General features: G+C 71.6%; 15 protein-coding genes and 1 pseudogene. 6 read left to right on the top strand and 10 right to left on the bottom strand.

Translation table 11 applies throughout. The annotated features are described in order from the left end of the window. The first annotated feature begins 241 nt into the window (after positions 1-241). Together AAFN69_RS21650 and AAFN69_RS21645 are read left to right on the top strand one after the other, a co-directional pair. On the top strand, positions 242-1,912 hold the full coding sequence (locus AAFN69_RS21650; protein WP_347730511.1) for an ABC transporter ATP-binding protein: 1,671 nt from the start codon (positions 242-244) through the stop codon (positions 1,910-1,912). Continuing rightward, positions 1,905-3,806, top strand: coding sequence for an ABC transporter ATP-binding protein (locus AAFN69_RS21645; RefSeq protein ID WP_347730292.1), 1,902 nt, complete (start codon positions 1,905-1,907; stop codon positions 3,804-3,806). Before AAFN69_RS21650 ends, AAFN69_RS21645 begins: the two co-directional genes overlap by 8 nt. A gap of 99 nt (positions 3,807-3,905) precedes the next feature. On the opposite strand, the gene AAFN69_RS21640 is transcribed toward AAFN69_RS21645, so the two are convergent. From AAFN69_RS21640 to AAFN69_RS21625, 4 genes are read right to left on the bottom strand one after another with little or no spacing between them, the layout of a single operon-like run. Beyond that, the gene (locus tag AAFN69_RS21640) at positions 3,906-4,934 is read right to left on the bottom strand and encodes an ABC transporter substrate-binding protein (RefSeq protein ID WP_347730291.1); all 1,029 of its coding nucleotides are present in this window, start codon (positions 4,932-4,934) and stop codon (positions 3,906-3,908) included. A gap of 1 nt (position 4,935) precedes the next feature. Beyond that, positions 4,936-5,784 carry an ABC transporter ATP-binding protein gene (locus AAFN69_RS21635; protein WP_347730290.1) on the bottom strand — a complete coding sequence of 283 codons (849 nt, stop codon included), beginning with the start codon at positions 5,782-5,784 and terminating at the stop codon, positions 4,936-4,938. After that, positions 5,781-6,923 carry an iron ABC transporter permease gene (locus AAFN69_RS21630; RefSeq protein ID WP_347730289.1) on the bottom strand — a complete coding sequence of 381 codons (1,143 nt, stop codon included), beginning with the start codon at positions 6,921-6,923 and terminating at the stop codon, positions 5,781-5,783. Before AAFN69_RS21630 ends, AAFN69_RS21635 begins: the two co-directional genes overlap by 4 nt. 5 nt (positions 6,924-6,928) lie before the next feature. Then, positions 6,929-7,933 (bottom strand): iron ABC transporter permease, encoded by a 1,005-nt coding sequence (locus AAFN69_RS21625; protein WP_347730287.1) that lies wholly within the window; start codon positions 7,931-7,933, stop codon positions 6,929-6,931. A gap of 176 nt (positions 7,934-8,109) precedes the next feature. Here AAFN69_RS21625 and AAFN69_RS21620 point away from each other — a divergent pair, with 176 nt between their 5' ends. Then, positions 8,110-8,886, top strand: a complete 777-nt coding sequence (locus tag AAFN69_RS21620) for an AraC family transcriptional regulator (protein WP_347730286.1) — start codon at positions 8,110-8,112, stop codon at positions 8,884-8,886. A gap of 77 nt (positions 8,887-8,963) precedes the next feature. Here AAFN69_RS21620 and AAFN69_RS21615 read toward each other — a convergent pair whose 3' ends face one another. From AAFN69_RS21615 to AAFN69_RS21600, 4 genes are all read right to left on the bottom strand, one after another. After that, on the bottom strand, positions 8,964-9,656 hold the full coding sequence (locus tag AAFN69_RS21615) for an alpha/beta hydrolase (protein WP_347730285.1): 693 nt from the start codon (positions 9,654-9,656) through the stop codon (positions 8,964-8,966). Between the two features lie 335 nt (positions 9,657-9,991). Continuing rightward, complete coding sequence (locus tag AAFN69_RS21610) at positions 9,992-10,699, bottom strand: zf-HC2 domain-containing protein (RefSeq protein ID WP_347730284.1); 708 nt, start codon at positions 10,697-10,699, stop codon at positions 9,992-9,994. Further along, on the bottom strand, positions 10,696-11,268 hold the full coding sequence (locus tag AAFN69_RS21605; RefSeq protein WP_347730283.1) for a sigma-70 family RNA polymerase sigma factor: 573 nt from the start codon (positions 11,266-11,268) through the stop codon (positions 10,696-10,698). The genes AAFN69_RS21610 and AAFN69_RS21605 overlap by 4 nt, the downstream gene beginning before the upstream one ends. Positions 11,269-11,328: 60 nt before the next feature. Beyond that, positions 11,329-12,333: a DUF1996 domain-containing protein gene (locus tag AAFN69_RS21600; RefSeq protein WP_347730282.1), complete on the bottom strand. Its 1,005-nt coding sequence runs from the start codon at positions 12,331-12,333 to the stop codon at positions 11,329-11,331. A 343-nt stretch (positions 12,334-12,676) separates the two neighbouring features. Between AAFN69_RS21600 and AAFN69_RS21595 the strand changes: the two genes are divergently transcribed. Next, complete coding sequence (locus tag AAFN69_RS21595) at positions 12,677-13,618, top strand: SCO0930 family lipoprotein (RefSeq protein ID WP_347730281.1); 942 nt, start codon at positions 12,677-12,679, stop codon at positions 13,616-13,618. Positions 13,619-13,766: 148 nt separating this feature from the next. Here the strand turns inward: AAFN69_RS21595 and AAFN69_RS21590 are convergent. Both AAFN69_RS21590 and AAFN69_RS21585 read right to left on the bottom strand, forming a co-directional pair. Continuing rightward, a pseudogene (locus AAFN69_RS21590) lies at positions 13,767-13,895 on the bottom strand (ATP-binding protein); the annotation flags it as partial. A 263-nt stretch (positions 13,896-14,158) separates the two neighbouring features. Continuing rightward, on the bottom strand, positions 14,159-15,088 hold the full coding sequence (locus AAFN69_RS21585; protein ID WP_347730280.1) for a class I SAM-dependent methyltransferase: 930 nt from the start codon (positions 15,086-15,088) through the stop codon (positions 14,159-14,161). Between the two features lie 557 nt (positions 15,089-15,645). On the opposite strand from AAFN69_RS21585, the gene AAFN69_RS21580 reads away from it, so the two are divergent. Beyond that, the gene (locus AAFN69_RS21580; RefSeq protein ID WP_347730279.1) at positions 15,646-16,173 is read left to right on the top strand and encodes a S8 family serine peptidase; all 528 of its coding nucleotides are present in this window, start codon (positions 15,646-15,648) and stop codon (positions 16,171-16,173) included. A gap of 423 nt (positions 16,174-16,596) precedes the next feature. Continuing rightward, on the top strand, positions 16,597-19,920 hold the full coding sequence (locus tag AAFN69_RS21575) for a S8 family serine peptidase (RefSeq protein ID WP_347730510.1): 3,324 nt from the start codon (positions 16,597-16,599) through the stop codon (positions 19,918-19,920). Positions 19,921-19,942 lie beyond the last annotated feature (22 nt).

Below are 19,942 nucleotides of genomic sequence, written 5' to 3'. Positions count from 1 at the left end.
GGATCCAACCCGCGGGAGCGGGCGGTGGCACTGGGGGACGTGATTCCGCGGACACCGGGGCGGCGGGCCCGCGCTCCGAGGAACCCGGCCGGGGCTCCCCGGGGCCGGCCGGGCGCAACCGCTGCGCGGGGTTCCATCGGCGGGGCTCTGTCTTGGACCGGCGGGCCGGGCCCGCTTCTACCGTTCCCGGGAGCCCGCACCATCTCCCCCGCGACGCCGAGAAGGACACCCGCCCCTCGTGATGAGATTCCGCTCCCGCCCCCCGTCGGCAGCCCCCGGGCTGCTCCGGCAGTGCCTGGTGCACGCACGGAAGTTCCTCGTCCGCTCCGTCGCCTGGGCGGTGCTGCGGCAGTGCGCCTTCCTCGCCATGCCCTGGCTGCTCGGCCGTGCCATTGACGCCGGGGTGAAACGGGGTTCCGCCACCGCCGCCGCCGGATGGGCGGCGGCCTTCGCGGTCGTCGCCGTGTTCGAGTACGCGGGTATCCGCGGCTGGCAGCTGTGGACCACCCTCGCCGACACCCACACCGGCGCCTGGCTGCGGAGCCGGCTGCTCGGCGCGATTCTCGCCATCGACACCGATGCCATGCAGCGCCGCACCGGCAGCTTCGGCGATCTCACCACCCGGGCGACCCGGGACGTGGACGCGATCGTGGTGTGGGTGCACGGACTGACCGCCTGGGTGGTCATCGGGCTCACCGGAGTGGTGCTGGTCCCGGCCATCGGCGGGCTGGATCCGCTGCTGCTGCTGGTGGCCGCGCTGACCGTACCCGTACTCCTGCTGGTCAACCGGGTGTTCCCGCCGGTCTACGGAAAGCGGGCCGAGGAGCTGAGCGAGTCCCACGCGCGGCGCGGCGCCGTCGCGGACGAGCTGCTCTCCGCGCTGCTGTCGCTGCGCGGGGTCGGGGCGGACCGGCTGATGGTGGAGCGGCACCACCGGCGCAGTGCCGCCGTCACCCGGGACACCCTGCGGCTGGCGTCCACCGGTTCGGCCTGGGAGGCGCTGGCCTCCGTGGTGCCGCTGGCGGCGGTCGCCGCCGGGCTGCTGGTGGGCGGTCACGCCGTCGTCGAGGGGCGGATCACGGTGGGCGCGCTGACCACCTTCGTACTGTGGATGGGTACGGTCTCGCTCGCCGTCGATGTCCTGGTGGCCCGGCTCGGCGACCGTACGGAGGCGAAGGTCGCGGCCGGCCGGATCGCCGGGATCCTGGCGCTGGTGCCGGAGCCGAAGGACTCTCCCCCGGTGCCGCGCCGGGCCGCGCTGCGGGTCACCGGGCTGACGGTGACCCGGGAGGGCCGTCCCCCGATCGGGCCGCTGGAGCTCAAGGCGGCGCCCGGTGAGTGGGTGGTCCTCACCGGGCCCACCGGCTCGGGCAAGAGCACCCTGCTGCGCGCCATCGCCCAGCTCGTGCCAGCGGCGGGCGAGGCCCGGTTCGGCACGGTGCCGCTCGATGCGCTCGATCCGGACGATCTGTACCGCGCGGTCGGCTTCGTGCCGGAGGGGCCGCTGCTGATGCGCGGCACCGTCACCGCGAATCTGCTGCTCAGCGGCGACCGTACGGAGGCGGAACTCGACGCCGCGGCCGCGGCGGCCGGGCTCGATCTGGCACTCGCCGGGCTCGCCGGGGGCCGTGACACCGAGGTCGGTGAGCGCGGCGGGGCCCTCTCGGGCGGACAGCGGCAGCTGGTCGCCCTCGCGCGGACGCTGCTGCGGGAGTGTCCCGTACTGCTGCTGGACGATGTGACCTCGGCCCTGGACGCCGGGACGGAGGCGGAGGTGCTGGCCCGGCTGCGCCGTGCCACCGCCGGCCGGGTCGTCGTCTTCGCCACTCATTCGCCCGCCGTGCGCGCGCTCGCCGACCGCGAGGTCGTGATCGCCGACGGCATGTCCGGCCGGGGGCCGCTCCATGTCTGATCCCACTTCCGCCGAGCCGCTCATACCGGCCGCCGAAGACACCGGGGCCGCGGGGACCACCGAAGACACCGCAACCACCGGGACCACCGGGACCACCGGGACCACCGGGACCACCGGGACCACCGGGACCACCGGAGGCACGCTGGCCGAACTGCCCGATCAGCGGCGGGTCTTCCGCCGCGCCGCGCCCTTCCTCGCCGGTCACCGGTGGGCGCTGGCCTCGACCGTGGCGCTCACCCTCGCCGGTGCCGGACTCACCGCCGGGGTGACGGGCGCGATCGGACGGGTGGTGGACGCGGCGGGCGCCGGCGACCGGGCGGGGCTGCTCCGCTGGGTGATCGTGCTCGGCGCGCTGGTCGCCGCGAGCGGGGTGCTGACCTGGCTGTCCCGGTACTGGCTGATCCGCGTCGGCGAGTATGTGCTCGCCGGGATGCGGGACCGGGCGACGGCGGCGGTGGGCGCCGCCCCGCTGCGCTTCGTGGAGTCGCACCGGCGGGGCGAGCTGCTGCGCCGGCTGACCGGCGAGATCAATGGACTCGGGCACTTCGTCGGCACCACCCTGCCCGATCTGGTGGCCGCTGTCGCGGTGCTCGGCTTCACCGTGCTGATGCTGGCCCTCCACTCCTGGTCGCTGACCCTGCTTCTGCTGCTGGTGTTCCTGCCCCCGGCGGTGCTCGTCGTACGCGGCTTCCAGCTCCGGGCCGGTCCCGCCTATGCCGAGGTGGCGGCGGCCGAGGCGGCGATGGCGGCGACCTTCGCCGAGTCGCTGCCGGCCCAGGAGCAGTTGCGGACCAGCGGCGCCGTGCCGCGCCGGCTGGAGCTCTTCGACCGGGACAATGAGCGGTTGCTGGCGGCGGAGTCGGTACGGATCAAGACCGAGCTGCGGCTGGACCGGCTGGCCGTGGTGCAGGCCGGGTCCGTGGCCGGACTGCTGGTGCTGAGTGCGGTGCTGGTCGGCCGGGGGACGCTGACGGTGGGCGCGGCGGTGGTCTTCGTCCTGGCCACCCGGGACATCTTCAACCGGTTCGAGAGCGCGGCGGCGGCGATCGGCGACGCCCGCGAGGCCCAGGTGCATCTGGCCCGGCTGCTCGATCTGATCCGCGCGACGGAGCGGCCGGGCGGCACGCGGCGGCCGGAACGCGAGAAGAGGACAGAACAGACGGGACGGACAGGGCAGTCGGGGACGCCGGACCGGGGCGCGCTCTCCCTCTCCGGGGTCGGTTTCGGCTATCCGGGCGGCCGGGAGGTGCTCGGCGGTCTCTCGCTGACGATCGAGAGCGGCGAGCGGCTGGTGATAGCCGGGGAGACGGGTTCGGGGAAGTCGACCCTCGGCAAGCTGCTGGCCGGGCTGTACGCGCCGGACCGGGGCACCATCGCCTACGCCGGGCACGATCTGGCCGCGCTGGACACGGAGTCGCTGCGGCGGCGGATCGTTCTGGTGCCCCAGGAGGTGGCGCTGGTGGACGGCACCCTGGCGGAGAATCTGGCGCTGGTCGCCACCCGGCCCGGCCGGGAGCTCGTCGAGCGGACGCTGCGCCGGCTCGGGCTCGACGAGTGGGTGGCCTCGCTGCCCGGCGGTCTCGACACCGATGTCGGCACCCGGACCCTGTCGGCCGGGGAGCGCCAACTGGTGGCGATAGCCCGTGCCGTACTGGCCGATCCGGCGGTGCTGATCCTCGACGAGGCGACGGCCGGGGTGGACCACGACACGGCCGGACGGATCGAGGAGGCGCTCTCGGCGGCGGCCGAGGACCGGACCCTGGTGGTGATCGCGCACCGCGCGGACACCATCTCCCGGGGCCGCCGGCTGCTGTCGATGCCGGAGGGCCGGCTCACCGACATCGAGCGAACCGGTATCGAGCGAACCGGCACCGAGCGAGCGCAGCACTCCTGACACGGGCCCCGGCACACCGCCGCCCCGCTCCCCGGACACCGGGGCGGCGGGGCGGCGGGGCGGCGGGGCGGCGGGGCGGCGGGCCGGCCTGCGGGGAAGTCACTTCCCGGCGACGGCCTTGGCCAGGATCGGCGCCAGCTCCTCGACCACCCAGGAGGCGCTCAGCGCGTCCGGGTAGGCCATGGAGGAGGCGAGGGTGTTCTCCGACGGAATCACCGTGAAGTTCTTCCGCTTGACCACGTCCAGGGACTGGAAGAGCTTGTTGCTCTCCAGCTCCGACGCGCTGAGCAGCCCCTCGTCCCCGAAGGGGTAGGTCATCAGCAGCAGGTCGGACTCCAGCTCGTCCAGGTTCTCCAGGCTGATCCGGTTCTTCTTCGCGGTGTACTTCTTCGACTTCTCGTCCTTCACCAGGCCGAGCTTCTCCAGCACGCCCGGGTCCTGGTCGGCGTAGGACATGTAGGTGAGCTGCTCGGGGTGGACGACGCTGTAGGTGTAGCGCTTGCCCTTCAGCTCCGGGTGCGCGGCGGCGGCGTCGGTGACCGCCTTGCGGTTGGCGGCGATCACCTCGTCGGCCTTCTCGCTGAGGCCCAGCGCCTTCGCCGCCGTCTTCAGCCGGTCCTCCCAGGGCAGGACATCGGCGTGCTTCTTGTCCGTGTAGGTGATGACCGGCGCGATCGGGGCGAGCTTGGCGTAATCCGCGTCCATGCTCCAGGAGTTCATGCCCAGGATGACATCCGGGTCCTCGGCGGCGATGGCCTCGTAGTCGGTGCCGTCGGAGTCGTCGTACTTCTTGAGCTTGCCGACGCCCAGCTTGTCCATGCCGCGCTTCTTGTACTCCGGGACCGGCCCGCCGTCCTCGACGTCCGGGGTGATGACCGGCACCAGGCCGAGCGCGAGGGCGATGGAGGTGTCGCCGTCCGAGGTGGTCGCCACCTTGAGCGGCTTCTTCTCCACGACCGTCTTGTCCCAGGCGTTGGTGAGGGTGAGCGGGTACTGCCCGCCGCCGCCCTTCGGCGAGCCGGAAGCGTCGCCGCTGTCCGTGCCCCCGCAGGCGGAGACCAGTCCGACGCAGACAGCGGTGGCCAGCAGCGTCCGTACGGTGGTGCGGCGGCGTATCGGGCGGTTCATTTCACTTCTCCAGCGTGTGGTTGCGGCGGCCCAGGGGGAAGATCTGGGGCCTGGCGGTGCGGGGATGGGGGACGACGATGCATTCCAGTCCGAACACGTCGGCGACGGTCTGTTCGGTGAGGACGTCGTCGGGGGCGCCCTGGCGGACGATCTCGCCGTCGCGCATGGCGATGATCGACGAGGCGTAGAGCGCGGCCTGGTTGAGGTCGTGGGAGACGAGGACGATCGTCTTGCCGCTCCGCTCGTTGAGATCGGCGAGCAGATCCATCACCTCGATCTGATGGGCGATGTCCAGATAGGTGGTCGGCTCGTCCAGCAGCAGGGTCGGGGTGTCCTGGGCCAGGGCGAGAGCGATCCACACCCGCTGGCGCTGGCCGCCGGAGAGCTGGTCCACCGGCCGGTCCACGAGTTCGGCGGTGCCGGTCGCCATCAGGGCGTCCACGATCACCTTCTCGTCGGCCTCGGTGCGGCGCTGTCCGAACTGCCGGTGCGGATGGCGTCCGCGCCAGACCAGGTCGCCGACGGTGATGCTCTCGGGCGCGATGGGCGACTGGGGCAGGATGCCGAGCCGCCGCGCCACCTGGCGGGTGGGCTGGGAGTGGATGTCCGCGCCCTCCAGCAGCACCGATCCGGCGGCGATCGGCTGAAGCCGGGCGATGGACTTGAGGAGGGTGGACTTGCCGCAGGCGTTGGGGCCGACGAGAGCGGTGATCTCCCCCGCGGGGATGGCGACCGACAGGCCCTCGCTGATGAGCGACTTGCCGTAGCCGGTGCTGATGGCACGGGCCTCGATCCGCGGGGCGGCGGTGGTCGCGCCGGCCGCCGGGGCGGTCTCGGTGGTGGTGGTCATGTGGTGGCCTCCTGCCTGCGCCGAAGGATCAGCCAGACGAAGTAGGGCGCGCCCAGCAGCGCGGTGAGGACCCCGGTGGGTACCGGGCTGATCAGGGGCGCGTTCTGCGCCAGCACATCCGCGCCGAGGACGAGGACGGCTCCGACGAGCGCGGAGAGACCGAGGGCCCGGTCGGACCCGACCAGCCGTACCGCGATCGGGCCGCTGACGAGGGAGACGAAGCCGATCGGCCCGACCACACTGGTCGCCAGCGCGGCGGCGGCGGCGCCGAGGAGCAGCGCCGCGGTACGGGCGCGGCCGACATGGGTGCCGAGCCCGGTGGCGAGCTCGTCGCCGAGGGACATGCTGCCGAGCGAGCGGTTGAGCAGCAGGGCGCAGAGCCCGCAGACGGCGAATCCGGTGGCGAGGGTGGTGACCCCGGTCCAGTCGACACCGTTCACACTGCCGATCAGCCAGCGCATGGCGATGGCGATGCTGTGCTTGTCGGCCACGGTGAAGAGGTAGTTGGTGTACGCGGTGCAGATGGCGCTCATCCCGATGCCGACCAGCACCAGGCGGTAGGTGTCGACCTGACCGCCCCGGCTGCTGAGCACGTGGATGAGGCCGAGCAGGACGAACGATCCGAGGATCGCGGCCGTGGGCGCCCCGAAGCCGGCCACCAGGACGGGCGCGGGGGCGAAGAGGAAGACGGTGGTGGCGCCCGCCCCGGCACCGGCGGAGATGCCGACGATGTCGGGGGTGGCCAGGGGGTTGCGGATGAGCCGCTGGTAGATCGCGCCGGAGATGCCGAAGAGGGCGCCGGCGAGGAGCGCGGCGAGGGCGCGCGGTATCCGGGTCTCGAAGATGACGTAGTCGGCGAGTCCGTCGCGGAGCCCGAAGGCGGCGGGGACGACGTCGGCGGGGTCCACCCGGCCGAGGCCGCCGAGGAGTACGGAGGCGGCGAACAGCGCGAGGAGACCGGCCACGAGCCCGGTGGAGACGGCGGTGGTACGCCGGTTGCGGCCCCGGTGCGAGCTCCTCATCCGGGCCAGGGTGACGGCCCGTACGTCCTCGTTCCCGGGCACGGCGGCCGGGCGATCCGCCTTCCGTACGGTCCCGGCCGGGGCGGGTGCGTTCTTCGTCGTGACGGAGTCGGGCACGGTCATCACACCTTCACCAGGTCGCGGCGGCGGGCGAGCCAGACGAAGAACGGGGTGCCGATGGCGGCGGTCATGACGGCGACCTGGATCTCCCCGTTGTCGAGGATGATCCGCCCGGCGGTGTCGGCCGCGGTGAGCAGAATCGCGCCGACGCCCATGGAGACCGGCAGCGACCAGCGGTGGTCGGCGCCGACCAGCATCCGCGCGCAGTGCGCGGCGATCAGGCCGACGAAGGCCACCGGGCCGACCGCCGCCGTGGCGCTGGCGCACAGCAGTACGGCGACGGCCGCGGCCATCAGCCGGGAGCGCTCGACGCGGATGCCGAGTCCGCGCGCGGTCTCGTCGCCGAGGCTGAGGATGTTGAGGGTGCGGCCGAGCGGCAGGGCCAGCAGGATTCCGGCGATGACGAACGGCGCGATCTCGTCCACGATCGAGCCCCGGCCGGTGAGCTGGCCGACGGACCAGAAGCGCAGATGCGCGTAGACCGCTTCATTCCGGGCCACCAGCAGGGTGATCAGGGAGGACATGACCGCGGCGACCGCGACACCGGCCAGGACCAGTCCGATGGTGGAGCTGCCGGCGTTGGTGCGGATGCCGATGAGATAGACCACCGCCGAGGTGAGCGCGGCGCCCACCAGTGCCAGCCAGAAGTAGGCGGTCACTCCGGTGACTCCGAAGGAGACGATCCCGAGGACGACGAACATGGCCGCGCCCTGCTCGATGCCGAGGATGCCCGGGTCGGAGAGCGGGTTCATGGTGAGCGCCTGCATCACCAGCCCGGACGCGCCGAGCGCGGCGCCGACCACCAGCCCCAGGAAGGTGCGCGGGATCCGCTCGGTCCACAGCACATGGGAGTTGTAGCCGTCGCCGTCGGGGTTGAGGACGATACCGACGACCTCGCCCGGCGCGATGGAGCGGGCGCCGAGCCCGATGCTCGCGATGAGCACGGCGACCAGCACGATGGTGGTGATCAGCGCCACCGCCGTACCGCGTGAGGACGTGGTCCTCACGGGTGCCGGAGGTGACGTCACCGGCGGGGACGCGTGAGTCATGGCTTTGTTCCGAGCTCCTTACCTGGACAAGCGGCAGGTAAGGTTACCCTTACTTATCTTCCGGTCGATCCAAGACCGGAGGCGGACCATTCACACTCAGGGGTCATTTCCGGCCCCGCAGGCTGGAGGTAGTCGTGGCCGAGCGCGCCGTCATGACGAGCGTCGGGACCGAGGCCGGTGCCGGTGCCGGAGCCGCGGTGGATGACGACTTCATCGCCATGGGCGGACACCCCACCCATGTGCACGACTTCCACCAGTTCCTCTATGTCCCGCTGGGCCGGATCGTCATCACCGCGCACGGGCGGGACCATCAGCTGTCCCCCTCGGTGGCGTTGTGGATCCCGGCCGGGATCCCGCACAGCGCCCGCTTCGACAGCGACTCCCTCTTCGCGGTCGAGACCTTCAGCACCGACCGCCACACGCTTCCCTACACCCGGGCCACCATCGTCAATGTCTCGGCCGAGCAGCGGCGGCTGCTGCTGGGCCGGATGCGGAGCTCGGAGGCCAAGCACGACGAGTCCTCCGTCTTCGCGGCGCTCTCCGGCAGCCACCCGGACTCCCTGCCGCTCCCCCGGCCGACCAGTCACGCCGCCGGGACGGTGGCCCGGGAGCTGATCCGCACCCCCAGCGATCCGCGCACCGCGACCGAGTGGGCGGAGAGCCTGTACACCAACTCCACCAGTCTGCGGCGGGCCTTCCGGGCCGAGACGGGCCTGGCCTTCTCCGAGTGGCGGACCCGGCTGCGGCTCAACCACTCACTGGATCTGCTGGCCCAGGGGCAGATGGTGAGCACGGTGGCCGCGCGGGTGGGGTTCGTCAGCACCAATGGCTACATTCTGGCCTTCCGGCGGTACTTCCACGAGACCCCGGGCGCCTATATGCGGCGCTCGGAGCAGCACTCGGCCGCCTGAACCGCCCCGGGCGCGGCACCGCACCGGGCCGGCGCGGTCCGGTGCGGCACCCTTCGCCCCGGGCGGGGCGGCGCCCGTCAGCCGACCTCGTTGGCCGCCTTCTCGATCAGATCGGTGACCGGCCCCGGCTGGGAGGCCAGGGAGGCGTGGCTCGCGTCGAGCTCGATGATCGCGCGCGGATTCATCCGCTTCGCCATCCGGCGCTCGTTGTCGGGGTCGATCATGCGGTCGCCGGTGGAGACCTGGTACCAGACCGGCTTCTTCTTCCAGGCCGGCTCGGTGATGTTGTCCCCGAAGGTGGAGGCGAGCGGCGCCTTCTGGGTGACGGCCAGGACCAGGGCCTCGTCCGCCGTGAGGTCCTCGCAGAAGCTCCAGTGGTACTTGTCCTGCTTGACCCAGAGATAGCCGTCGGAGTCCGGGGCGAGGTTCTCGATGGCGGCCGGGGGGTGCTCCTGGCTGATCTGGCCGGGGCTCTCGCCCGCGTCCGGCGCGAAGGCGGCGATGTAGACCAGCCCCTGCACATTCGGCAGATCGCCCGCCTCGGTGATGACCGCACCGCCGTAGGAGTGACCGACGAGGATCACCGGACCGTCGACCTGGCGGACCATCTTCCTGGTGCGCTCCGCGTCCTCGGCCAGCGAGGTGAGCGGTACCTCGACCGCGTTCAGCTTGTCGAAGCCGCGGCGGTGGAGGTCGAGGATGACCTTGCTCCAGTGGGCGGCGCCGCCCCAGAACCCGTGCACCAGAACGATCGTGGGCTTGTCCGCCATGTTCACACCTTTTCTTGTCTCGTGGGGGGGGGTGCCGCTGCCCGGCCGGATCCGCGGAGAGGGATCCACGGCCGGTTCGAGGGCCGATTTCACGGTAAGCAGGCGGTGCCGACCCGGCGACCGCGCGCGGCCATCCGTGGCAGGGGCCGGTGCGCCTCACGGCGGACGGCCGGTGCGCACCGCGGGGGACAGGGGGTGTGCCTCTCCGCGGACAGAGGGACGGCCCGCCGCGGAAGGGGGACGGATCCGCGGCGGGCCGGGCTCGTACGCCTCGGTACCTCGCACACCTCAGCGGGTGGCACCTCGGTACATCGGCAGCTCGGCACATCGGCACCTCAGACGGCAGCGGTCACATAAACCCTGCCCCGGTCGTTCTCCACGATGATCCGGTCGATGTCGCCGGCCGCGACGGCGGCGGACCCGTCCAGCCGGGCCCCCTTCTCCTTGCCGCCCACCAGCCAGCTCCCGGCCACCTCGCGCTTGCCGTCCCGGTCCACCACGACCAGACGGCACAGCTCACCGGCGGGGATGCCGTTCACCGTGGCGTACACCCGGACCCAGTCGGCGGCGGGTGTCACCCGTACCGTCATCCTGGCCCCGGTGCCGGAATCCCGGGCCGTGGCGGTCCTCACGCCGGGCGGCGGGGACGGGTTCTGCGAGACCGCCGGCTGTGCGCCGGTCCTCCCCGGGTCGTCACCGCCCGACCGGCCGATCAGGAAGCCGCCGCCCAGGACCGCCGCCGCGGCGACCACCGCCACCGCCGCCAGCGCGGACCGCCGGCGCCACTCCGCGCCCCTCCGCTCCTCGTGGACCCGGCGCAGGGTGCGCTGAAGAAGCAGTTCGCCGCCGTCGGGCGGCCCGTCGAGAAACGCCTCCGGCGGCACCTCACCGAGTGTCGCCTCCAGCTCCCCGAGCACCGCGAGCTCCTCGCGGCAGTTCCGGCAGGCGGCCACGTGCTCCTCCACCGTGCGCGCCTCCTCCTCTTCGAGGGCGCCGAGCGCGTAGGCGCCGAGAAGCTCGCTGTCATGCTGTGCGGTGCTCATGCCGCCGCCCCTTTCCACACGACCAGCTTCGGCTTCCCGGGCTGCTGCTTGTCCGTGTACAGCTCGCGCAGTGCCTTCAGCGCGTAGTGTGACCGCGATTTGACGGTTCCGGCGGGGATTCCGAGGATCTTGGCGGCCTCGGCGACCGTGTGCCCCTGGAAGTAGATCTCCATCAGCACCTCCCGGTGATCCGGTGAGAGACGGTCCAGCGCCTCCATCACCACCATGGAGTCCACCACGGACTCCGCGTGATCCTTCTCCACCGGCCCGCCGGTGGAGGACTCCGCCACCTCCGTGGGCCGGGCGGCCCTCGCCCGGTACCGGTCCGTGACGATGTTACGGGTGACGGTGAGCAGCCAGCCACGCACCGAGCCCTTGCCGTTGACCAGGGAATCGGGGTTCTTCCAGGCGCGGATCAGGGTCTCCTGGACCACGTCCTCGGCGGCGCTGCGGTCTCCGGTGAGGCGCTGCGCGTAGGCGAGCAGGGCTCTGCCGTGTTCCTCGTAGAGGGCCCGGATCATCACTTCGTCACTCGTTCTCCGCCGAGTGCGCGACCACAATGCCGCCATCCGCTCACTCCGTCCTCCGCCGGTCCGATGTGCTGGACACGGCCGCCGTACGGAAACGGTTCACCCGGCCTCGCAGCGGCGGCCCTCGTTGAGGCACTCCGCGACCGCGGCCCGCTGCCGGTCGGACATCACATGGATGAACATGCCGTGGTCGGTCTTCGGATGCCGTCTCTGCTCGGGGAAGGAGTCCACCGCGTACGGCACCCCGGGCGGGATGTCGTACGCCAGGGTCACCCGCAGCCTCGGTACGGGAAAGGTCGCGGGCGGGCAGACTCCGTTCGCCGCGGGGAAGACGGCGTGCGTGCGGTGATCCCGGCTGTCCTCGTGCAGCCCGTCCCAGCAGCTCGGGAATTCGAGGGTGCGGGTCGGCCCGCTGCCGGCGGGGCAGAGCGGATAACGGTCCGCCGAGTGGCGCCCCGGCCCGCCGGTGCAGCCCCACCGCGCGCGGACCTTGTCATCGGCGGTGGTGGCCGCCACCGGGTCCCCGGTCATCAGCCGCAGAAAACGGGGCATGGGCAGTACCTTGGCGGCCGGGTTCCCCAGGAATTCCAGGCTGACGGAGGAGGCGCGCACGATCTCGCCCTCGTTTCCGTGCGTTCCGCCGCCGTGCGCGCGGGCGTCCGCGCCCGGCCGGTCGAGTCTGCGCAGCACCGGCCAGAAGTAGCTGGAACGGTCGCCGTCCACGCAGGTGGTACCGGCCCCGGCGAGGCTCCGCTCGGTCGACCGGGCATTGACCGAAATGTTGCCCACATAGTCGTGAATGTGGTGGGCGCCACCCACCAGTCCGGGCGAGACGACCACATTGTCGGCATTGTGGTGACCCCGCTCATTGCGTCCGCAGTCCTGGGTGAATGTTCCGGTCGACGCGTCCGGGCCGGCGGGCGGGGCCGCCGGGGACGCCGGGAACTCCGCGATGTCCGCGTAATTCGCGCCCATGGACGAGGCATCCGCGTCGATCGTGCGATTGACCACGATCGCCGCGCCCACCAGGCAGAGCGAAAGGGCGAGCAGGAGCGTCTTCGTCCTCTTCAACGAGACGATGCGCGGGCGGAGTTGCGTCAGCACGTCCTCAGAATCGCAGCACCGGACGGCATCTTCAACAACCCCCTCGTTGAACCATCGTTCAGTTCCGTCCGAACGGGCACGGGGCGGGCCGCGTCCCCCTCGGCGGGCTCCCACGGGGGCCGGCGGGCGCCGCCCGCACACCGGTGACCTCGGATTCCGTCCGCCCTCGGGCTCTCCGGCGGGCCGCCCGGAAACGGGGCCGAAAAAGCCGGGCGCGGGCTGAACCCTTCCCGGGCCGGGCTCGTGTCCATGGCAACTGACAAAGCGATGACGAATCCGCCACCGGGCATGGGCGGAAACCGGGCGGCTGCCGGAATGACGTTACGCGGACGAGGAGTAAGGCATGCGGAGAATGCGGAGTGCGGCGCTCATGGCGGCGGCGACGGCCCTGGTGATGCTGACGGCGGCCTGTAGCTCGGACAAGGACACGGAGCGGATCGAGTCGACCGCCGTCGAGGAGCGGGCGAAGGGCGCCGATCCGGTCCCGATGGAGAGTCTGGAGCTCTCCCCGGCGGGCCAGTTGAGCATATGGAAGAGCCCGGCGGTGGGTGATGTGGTCACCGACGGCGCCGGATTCACCCTCTACCGGTTCGACAACGACACGGCGAAGCCGTCGAAGACGAATTGCGAGGGCGACTGCGCGACGTCATGGCCTCCGGTGCGGGCATCGGACGCACAGGCCGCGGCCGGTATGGATCCGGCGCTGCTCGGCAAGGTGACCCGTACGGACGGTGCGGAGCAGCTGACGCTGGCCGGCTGGCCGCTGTACCGCTTCGCCAAGGACACCCGTCCGCGTCAGACCAATGGCGAGGGCGTCGGCGGGACCTGGTTCGCCGCCGCGGCGGACGGCGGGAAGGCGAGCGAGGCCGCGAAGAGCGGCCAGGCCGGCGGAAGCGGCGAAGCGGGTGCCGCCGGAGCGCTGCCCCCGCTGTCGACCGTGAAGAACACCGGGCTCGGCGACATCGTGCGGGATGCCGGGGGACGTACGCTCTACCGCTTCACCAAGGACACCGACTGGCCGATGTCCTCCGCCTGCACCGGGGCCTGCCTGGACAAGTGGAAGCCGGCGAAGATGCCGGCGAAGGCGGATCTGAAGCGGATCGAGGGCATCGATCCGAAGCTGGTGATTCCGTTCAATCGCGAGGACGACGGCACCGTACAGCTGACGATCGACTGCTGGCCGCTGTACTGGTTCACCGGCGACCGGAAGCCGGGCGACATCAGCGGCCAGGGGGTCGGCGGCACCTGGTTCGCGGTGCGGGCGGACGGTTCGCTCGCGAAGTAGCCGCCGGAATGCCGCCGGCGGGTGGGACCGCTCCGTTCAGGGGGAGCGGCCCCACGGCCGTTTCGCGAGGACGGCGGCGGTGTCGATACGGCGACGGCGGTACGGGCCCGGAGCCCGGTGCGTGCCCGGTGCGTGCCCGGTACGCGTCTCAGCGCGGCAGGGTGATCTCGGCGCGTACGGTCTTCCCCACCGGCCCCCGGTCGTGCACCGACCACCGGTCGGCCGGCGCCTCCACGAGGATGAGCCCGCGCCCGCTCTCGGAGTCGGCAGGCGGCGCGGGCACCTGTCCCCGGCGGCCCGGACGGGCTTCGTCTCCCGCGCCACCCGGGCCGCCCCTCCGCCCTCACCACCACCCCCGCAGCGGATCCTCACCGCGGGGCGTCCTCGTGCCGGAGCGCTCCGCTTCCTCATGGGAAGGGAGGCGCCGAATTCCCGACCGGCGCATGCCGAGTTCGTGTGCCGGGAGGCGGTCGTGGTTGCGGCCGGGGCGATATCCCATCCGTGAATTCCGCGGCGGACTTCACGGATGCGCCGGGGGCGTCAGCCCGTGTGCCGCCACCAGAAGGAGCCCGGGTGGTAGTGCTCGCGCACTCCGATCCGGCGCCAGAGCGGCTCGGCGATCTTCCGCAGCTCGGGGTCGGCGTGGATGAAGGCGTTCGGCAGCTGCACGTCGAAGCGGTCCGGCGCGGCCGTGAGCAGCGCGGCCAGCAGGTACTGCTCAGAGTAGAGCCGCCAGCGCCAGGACTCGGGGTAGTCCGCCGGGAGCATGATGTCGTGCACCTGGATCAGCACCCCGGGTTTCAGGCGGGGCAGCAGCTCGAAGAAGAACACCATGACGTCGGAGCCCATCTGGAGCCGGTGTGAACCGTCGATGAAGAGGATGTCGCCCGGTTCCAGCTCGGCGAAGACATCGAGGTCGGCGTCCTGGAGCGGGACGCGGATCACCTCGTCGCAGAGATGGTCGATATGGGCCCGGGGCTCCGGGTCGATGGAGGTGATCCGGGTGCTCAGATCCAGATCCCGAATGGCCTGGCGGACGAATTTGGTGGAGTTGCCGGAGCCGACTTCGAGATAGCGGGCCGGCTTCTCCGAGGCGAGGAAGCCGTAGAGCGAGAAGGCGTCGAGCGGGGAGAGCCAGGTGTTGCCCCAGTAGGCGGTGGACGCCTTCTCCACCCCGTGCAGCGGAATCCGGGCCAGGTGGTCGCTGTGCTCCAGGAAGCCGGTGAGGTGCTGCGCGTACCGCTCCCGGTTCTTCTCCAGCAGATCGCGTACGGGGCCGAGTTCGGCGCGCGGCTCGGGTGTCACCACATGGTCCAGGAACACCGGCTTGGCGAGTCCGAAGGCCCACATCACCATGCCGAACGCGGTGGGCCTGCTCTCCAGCCGGTCGAGCCCGCGGCGCAGAACGGGGAGCCGTTCCAGCAGCGTGGGGGTGGGTTCGGGCGCGCTGTTCGGGGTCTGCGTGTGCAAGGAGGGGAAACCTTTCGATCGGTTGAACGCCGAAAAGGAGAACCACGGGTCCCGCATGCGCTGTTCGTTCGGGAACGGTCGGAGTCCGGACGCCGGTGATCCTTTCCAGGATCCGCCCCGACTATCCCCGAATGCCGTGGGTACGGCCCCGAGCCGGCGCTTTCCCGCATCGGCGGCGGCTTCCGGCCGGGCCGACGGTCGCCCCAACGGCTATCACCGGCGGAGTACTTGGACAGGCGTTTCGGGGCCGCCTCATACTTCAGCCCGGCGGCGGCGAATTCCCTCATTGCACGAATTTCCGCTCGCAGGCAGCCGAACACGAGTGTTTCGGCTGAATTCCCACCCACGCGACCCAAGGGGATACGTGCGTCAAAAATCAATGAAATTCCACCTTTCCGCCGTCGCGACGGGCTCAAGCTGATCGTCGGCTACCGGGGCGAGAGCACCGTATCCGTGCGTACCGGGGTCCGTTCGGCGGGCGGGGCCGAGGTGCGCCGCGGCCTTCCGTCGCTCAACGCCGATGCCGTCACCACCCCCGCCCGGGACGCGGCGGAACTGTGGCGGACGATCACTCGCACGGACGGGCGGGGAGCGCGTTCCGCCGCCGCCGGGATCGAGCGGGTCTGGCCGGACCGGGTGCACCGGGCGATCTCGACACCGGGCAGATCGGCGCGCCCGCCCTCTGGCAGTCGGGTTATGACGGCAAGAGCGTGAGAATCGCCGTGCTGGACTCGGGGATCGATCCCGACCACCCGGACTTCAAGGACCGGGTGGTCGGCGCCAAGAACTTCACCGACTCACCCGACACCGGGGACCGCCTCGGACACGGCACCCATGTGGCGTCGATCGCGGCGGGCACCGGCGGCGGACACAAGGGCGTCGCCCCCGGAGCGAGCCTGCTCAACGCCAAGGCGCTGGGCGACAATGACGGCGGCAAGAGCTGGAAGAGGCTCACCGTCGCCAAGGGGAAGGTGAGCCTCAGGAACCCGGCGAAGGGCAAGCGGATCTCGCTCCGCGCCGATATCACCGACAAGCGGGGCAACAGGGGGCTGGTGACCGTCCACAACGCCTTCATCGGCACGTAGCGGCACAGCCGGGGCGGGGGATGAACAGCCCCGGCTCTCACCAGGGCGGTCCACCGGGCGATTCCGGTGGGCCGCTCGCGGCCGCGGGGGCGGGCGGGGGCTCGGGGGCTGCCGGCGGCCGCAGGGGCGGGCGCGGGCTCGGGGGCTGCCGGCGGCCGCAGGGGCGGCCGGGGGCGGCGGGGGGGGCCGGGGCAAGCGATAGCACCCTTATTACACAGCCGCCTTGAGCGTGCTCGGACAACGCCTGCATACTCATCCTCCCGAGGCTCGATTCGTTCGCATGTATGACGGGTTCCGCCTCGGCGCGACGGGCGGATCCCGCCCGTCCCACGGGGATTCTCAGGGGGAGACTTGCACAGGAATGCGAAGCGGGCGGGCATACCCGCCGTCGCGGTGGCGGCGGCCGTCGCCCTCGCGGCGGGTATGACCGCTCCGGCAGCCGCGACCGGACAGAACACCGCGGACCGGACGGCCGTGGACAGCTCCGTGACGGAGCGGGCCCGGCCGGACGGGAAGACCGCGAAGCCCGCGCACCGGATCACACTGATCACCGGTGACCGGGTCAGCGTCGACACCAAGGGCAAGGTCGTCGGGATCGAGCGCGCCAAGGGCCGGGAAGGGGTGCCGATCCGGACCAGTACCCACCAGGGGCGCACCTCCGTCGTACCGCTGGACGCGCAGCGGCTGATCAGCTCGGGGAAGCTGGACCGCCGTCTCTTCGACATCACCGGACTCAGCACGGCGGAGAGCCGCGAGTCCCACCGCGACGGTCTCAAGCTGATCGTCGGCTACCGGGGCACCGCCGCGAAGACCGCGCGGGCCAAGGTCCGGGCGGCGGGCGACACGGAGGTGCGGCGCAGCCTCGCCTCGCTCAACGCGGACGCCGTCACCACCCCGGCCGACGACTCCGACACGCTGTGGCGGACGCTCACCCGGCCCGCCGGTGAGGGCGAGCGCACCACCAGCGCCGGTATCGGCACGGTCTGGCTGGACGGGGTCCGCAAGGCGACCCTGAACAAGAGCGTGGCGAAGATCGGCGCGCCGAAGCTGTGGAATCTGGGCTACGACGGCACGGGCGTGAAGATCGCCGTCCTGGACACCGGGGTCGACGCCACCCACCCGGACCTCAGGACCCGGGTGGTCGGGGCCAAGAACTTCACCAGCTCGCCCGACACCAAGGACCGGGTCGGACACGGCACCCATGTCGCCTCCACGGCGGCGGGCACCGGAGTCAAGTCGGCCGGCAAGTACAAGGGCGTGGCGCCCGGGGCGACCGTGCTCAATGGCAAGGTGCTCGACGACGGCGGCTCCGGGGACGACTCCGGCATCGTCGCGGGCATCGACTGGGCGGTGGCTCAGGGCGCCGACATCATCAATATGAGCCTCAGTGGCTGGGACTCCCCCGAGCTGGACCCGATCGAGGCCCGGGTGAACGAGGTCACCGCCGACCACGGGATCCTCTTCGCCATCGCGGCGGGCAACGCCGGCCCGGACGCCGGCTCGGTCGGATCGCCCGGCAGCGCGGAGGCGGCGCTGACCGTCGGCGCGGTGGACGACGCCGACAAGATCGCCGAATTCTCCAGCGCCGGACCCCTCATCACGAGCGGCGGCGTCAAGCCGGATGTGACCGCGCCCGGGGTCGACACCACCGCGGCGGCCGTGCCCGGCAGCCTGATCGACGGCGAGTACGGCCAGAATCCGCCCGGCTACACCAGCATCTCGGGTACGTCGATGGCCACCCCGCATGTCGCCGGCGCCGCGGCCCTGCTCAAGCAGAAGAATCCGGACTGGACGCCGCAGCGGCTGAAGTCCGTGCTCGCCGCGTCCGCCGTGGGCGGCCCGCACACCGCCTTCCAGCAGGGCACCGGCCGGATCGCCGTCGACAAGGCGGTCGACCAGACCGTCTTCGCCGAGCAGGTCTCGGTCAACCTCGGTGTGCAGCAGTGGCCGCACACCGACGACACCCCGGTCTCCAAGGCCATCACCTACCGCAACAGCGGCACCTCGGCGGTGACGCTGGATCTCGCCGTCACCGGGAGCGACCCCACGGGCAAGCCCGCACCGGCCGGATTCTTCACCCTCGGCGCGAACCGGGTCACCGTACCGCCGGGCTCCACCGCCACCGTCGACGTCACCGCCGACACCACCATCGGCGGCACGGTCAACGGCGCCTACTCCGCGACGGTGACCGGCACCGGCGGCGGCCAGACCGTGCGCGCGACCGCGGCCGTGAACCGCGAGGTGGAGTCGTACAACCTCACCCTCACCCAGCTCGACCGGGCGGGAGCCCCCACCGGCAACTTCCAGAGCCTGATCGAGGGCCAGTCGGGCGAGGGAACGATCGTGGAGCCGGGTCCGGCGGGCCCGGACGGCAAGGTCACGGTCCGGGTGCCCAAGGGGCAGTATCTGCTGGAGTCCTTCCACCTGGTGGACGCCACGGACCTGGCGAAGGGCCTGGACTGGTTCGCCCAGCCCCGGCTGACCATGGACCGGGACACCGCGATCACCCTGGACGCGCGGACCGCCAAGCCGGTCGCCATCTCCGTACCGGACCCGAAGGCGGTTCCGACGAGCGCGGTGCTCCAGTACGAGTACAACAACCCGCAGGGCGGCGGGACGACCTCGATCGACGTCGGTTCCTTCGCACCCGTCCGGACCGCGCACCTGGGCCCGGAGGTCACCGACGGCTCGCTGTCGCAGTACTGGTCGGGGCAGTGGAGCCGGGGCGCGCTCCAGTACAACACCATCGCCGGCGGCAAGGTCAGGAAGCTGGCCACCGGATACACCAAGCAGTACAAGGCGGCTGAATTCGCCACACTGAAGGTCGGTCTCGGCAGCTCGGTCAAGGGCAAGAAGGGCGCGCTGCACACCTTCGGCACCGTGCCCGGCTCCAACCTGGGCTTCCCCGCGACGGCCGAGCGGGCGCTGCCGGAGGCGCGGACGGTCCATGTGACCACCGCCGCCAGGACCAGCTGGGAGCTGCTGTACGAGGTGCACGGCAGCAAGCCCGAACCGGACGGATTCCCCTCCACCGAGGCGTACTACATGCTGAAGGCCCCGCTGGTGCCCACCGCGGGGAAGATCTACAAGGAGAACTTCAACACCGCGGTCCACTCGCCGCTGGTCGACCGCGAGAACGCGGGGGTCCACCGGCACGGTTCGAGTCTCTGGGCCTCGCTCCCGGTCTTCGCGGACGGCCAGGGCCACTACGGGGACTCCGCCGGCTCCACGGCGGTGACCACGCTCCACCGGGGCAAGACGAAGATCGGCCAGAACACCGACCCGCTCACCGGGCAGTCGGAGTTCACCGTCGGGGCGGCCGACGCCGCGTACACCCTGAAGTCGACCGTGAAGCGGCCGGCGAGTGTCTCCCTGGTCGCCGGCCGGGTCGATGTGAGCTGGACCTTCCGCTCCAAGAAGCCCACGGGCGACAAGATCGTCCAGCTTCCCGTCTCCACGGCGCGGTTCGGGGCGAGTGTCGGGCTGGACAGCAGGGTGCCGGCGGGGGTGACCCAGTCCGTACCGCTGACCGTGCACGGAGCGGCCGCCGGGGCGAATCTGAAGTCGCTCCAGGCGTACGCCTCCTATGACGGCGGCAAGACCTGGAAGACGCTCACCGTCAAGAAGGGGAAGGTGAGCATCAAGAACCCGGCGAAGAGCAAGGCGGTCTCGCTGCGCGCCAAGGTCGTGGACAAGAAGGGCAACACCGCGCTGGTGACCGTGTACAACGCCTACTTCGGCAAGTAGGCGCGGGCCGGGCCCCACGGGC

Source organism: Streptomyces sp. CAU 1734 (assembly GCF_039888735.1).
Classification (GTDB): domain Bacteria; phylum Actinomycetota; class Actinomycetes; order Streptomycetales; family Streptomycetaceae; genus Streptomyces.
The sequence above is the reverse complement of the archived record's forward strand: the minus strand, read 5'-3'. Positions and strand labels throughout refer to the sequence as shown.

Excerpts from the sequence above, each read along its gene's own strand:
- AAFN69_RS21650 (WP_347730511.1), top strand. The coding sequence starts at position 242 with ATGAGATTCCGCTCCCGCCCCCCGTCGGCAGCCCCCGGGCTGCTCCGG.
- AAFN69_RS21645 (WP_347730292.1), top strand. The coding sequence starts at position 1,905 with ATGTCTGATCCCACTTCCGCCGAGCCGCTCATACCGGCCGCCGAAGAC.
- AAFN69_RS21640 (WP_347730291.1), bottom strand. The coding sequence starts at position 4,934 with ATGAACCGCCCGATACGCCGCCGCACCACCGTACGGACGCTGCTGGCC.
- AAFN69_RS21635 (WP_347730290.1), bottom strand. The coding sequence starts at position 5,784 with ATGACCACCACCACCGAGACCGCCCCGGCGGCCGGCGCGACCACCGCC.
- AAFN69_RS21615 (WP_347730285.1), bottom strand. The coding sequence starts at position 9,656 with ATGGCGGACAAGCCCACGATCGTTCTGGTGCACGGGTTCTGGGGCGGC.
- AAFN69_RS21610 (WP_347730284.1), bottom strand. The coding sequence starts at position 10,699 with ATGAGCACCGCACAGCATGACAGCGAGCTTCTCGGCGCCTACGCGCTC.
- AAFN69_RS21605 (WP_347730283.1), bottom strand. The coding sequence starts at position 11,268 with ATGGCGGCATTGTGGTCGCGCACTCGGCGGAGAACGAGTGACGAAGTG.
- AAFN69_RS21595 (WP_347730281.1), top strand. The coding sequence starts at position 12,677 with ATGCGGAGAATGCGGAGTGCGGCGCTCATGGCGGCGGCGACGGCCCTG.
- AAFN69_RS21575 (WP_347730510.1), top strand. The coding sequence starts at position 16,597 with ATGACCGCTCCGGCAGCCGCGACCGGACAGAACACCGCGGACCGGACG.